Origin of the sequence: Enterovibrio qingdaonensis, assembly GCF_028683135.1 — a bacterium.
GTDB lineage: Bacteria > Pseudomonadota > Gammaproteobacteria > Enterobacterales > Vibrionaceae > Enterovibrio > Enterovibrio qingdaonensis.
Window position 1 is genome coordinate 1 of record NZ_JAJUBB010000049.1, and the last position, 2,320, is coordinate 2,320.

Annotated in this window: 1 rRNA gene; it reads right to left on the bottom strand. The window is 52.7% G+C overall.

From position 1 onward, the window contains the following. Nucleotides 1-29: 29 nt before the first annotated feature. Nucleotides 30-2,320 (bottom strand): 23S ribosomal RNA (locus LRP49_RS25035); the annotation flags it as partial.

A 2,320-nucleotide genomic window follows, 5' to 3' on the forward strand; every position in this document is an offset into this window, starting at 1 on the left:
TGAGTCCGTCAAAACCCCTTGGGTGTTGTATGGTTAAGCCTCACGGGCAATTAGTATCAGTTAGCTCAACGCCTCGCAGCGCTTACACACCTGACCTATCTACGTCGTAGTCTCCAACAACCCTTTAGAGGACTTATAGTCCTAGGGATGACTCATCTTGAGGCTCGCTTCCCGCTTAGATGCTTTCAGCGGTTATCGATTCCGAACTTAGCTACCGGGCAATGCCACTGGCGTGACAACCCGAACACCAGAGGTTCGTCCACTCCGGTCCTCTCGTACTAGGAGCAGCCCCTCTCAATCATCCAACGCCCACGGCAGATAGGGACCGAACTGTCTCACGACGTTCTAAACCCAGCTCGCGTACCACTTTAAATGGCGAACAGCCATACCCTTGGGACCGACTTCAGCCCCAGGATGTGATGAGCCGACATCGAGGTGCCAAACACCGCCGTCGATATGAACTCTTGGGCGGTATCAGCCTGTTATCCCCGGAGTACCTTTTATCCGTTGAGCGATGGCCCTTCCATTCAGAACCACCGGATCACTATGACCTGCTTTCGCACCTGCTCGAACCGTCATTCTCGCAGTCAAGCGGGCTTATGCCATTGCACTAACCTCACGATGTCCGACCGTGATTAGCCCACCTTCGTGCTCCTCCGTTACTCTTTGGGAGGAGACCGCCCCAGTCAAACTACCCACCAGGCACTGTCCGCAACCCCGATAAGGGGCCTACGTTAGAACATCAAGCATACAAGGGTGGTATTTCAAGGACGGCTCCACAAATACTGGCGTACTTGCTTCAAAGCCTCCCACCTATCCTACACATGTAGGGTCAATGTTCAGTGCCAAGCTGTAGTAAAGGTTCACGGGGTCTTTCCGTCTAGCCGCGGGTACACAGCATCTTCACTGCGATTTCAATTTCACTGAGTCTCGGGTGGAGACAGCGTGGCCATCATTACGCCATTCGTGCAGGTCGGAACTTACCCGACAAGGAATTTCGCTACCTTAGGACCGTTATAGTTACGGCCGCCGTTTACCGGGGCTTCGATCAAGAGCTTCTCCGAAGATAACCCCATCAATTAACCTTCCGGCACCGGGCAGGCGTCACACCGTATACGTCATCTTTCGATTTTGCACAGTGCTATGTTTTTAATAAACAGTTGCAGCCACCTGGTATCTGCGACTGCCCATAGCTCCATCCGCAAGGGACTTCACCGCGGGCAGCGTACCTTCTCCCGAAGTTACGGTACCATTTTGCCTAGTTCCTTCACCCGAGTTCTCTCAAGCGCCTTGGTATTCTCTACCCGACCACCTGTGTCGGTTTGGGGTACGATTCCTTATAACCTGAAGCTTAGAGGCTTTTCCCGGAAGCATGGCATCAATGACTTCATCACCGTAGTGACTCGACATCAGGTCTCAGCCTTAATGTATTCCCGGATTTGCCTAAGAATACAGCCTACACCTTTGAACCTCGACAACCGTCGCGAGGCCCACCTAGCCTTCTCCGTCCCCCCATCGCAGTTATAAGCAGTACGGGAATATTAACCCGTTTCCCATCGACTACGCCTTTCGGCCTCGCCTTAGGGGTCGACTTACCCTGCCCCGATTAACGTTGGACAGGAACCCTTGGTCTTCCGGCGAGGAGGTTTTTCACCCCCTTTGTCGTTACTCATGTCAGCATTCGCACTTCTGATACCTCCAGCATACTTCTCAGTACACCTTCAACGGCTTACAGAACGCTCCCCTACCCAACAGTCTAAAAGACTGATGCCGCAGCTTCGGTGTATCGCTTAGCCCCGTTACATCTTCCGCGCAGGCCGACTCGACCAGTGAGCTATTACGCTTTCTTTAAATGATGGCTGCTTCTAAGCCAACATCCTGGCTGTCTGAGCCTTCCCACATCGTTTCCCACTTAGCGATAACTTTGGGACCTTAGCTGGCGGTCTGGGTTGTTTCCCTCTCCACGACGGACGTTAGCACCCGCCGTGTGTCTCCCGGATATTACTTACTGGTATTCGGAGTTTGCAAAGGGTTGGTAAGTCGGGATGACCCCCTAGCCTTAACAGTGCTCTACCCCCAGTAGTATTCGTCCGAGGCGCTACCTAAATAGCTTTCGGGGAGAACCAGCTATCTCCGAGTTTGATTGGCCTTTCACCCCTAGCCACAAGTCATCCGCTAATTTTTCAACATTAGTCGGTTCGGTCCTCCAATTGATGTTACTCAATCTTCAACCTGCCCATGGCTAGATCACTCGGTTTCGGGTCTACGTCATGCAACTCATTCGCCCAGTTAAGACTCGGTTTCCCTACGGCTCCCCTAT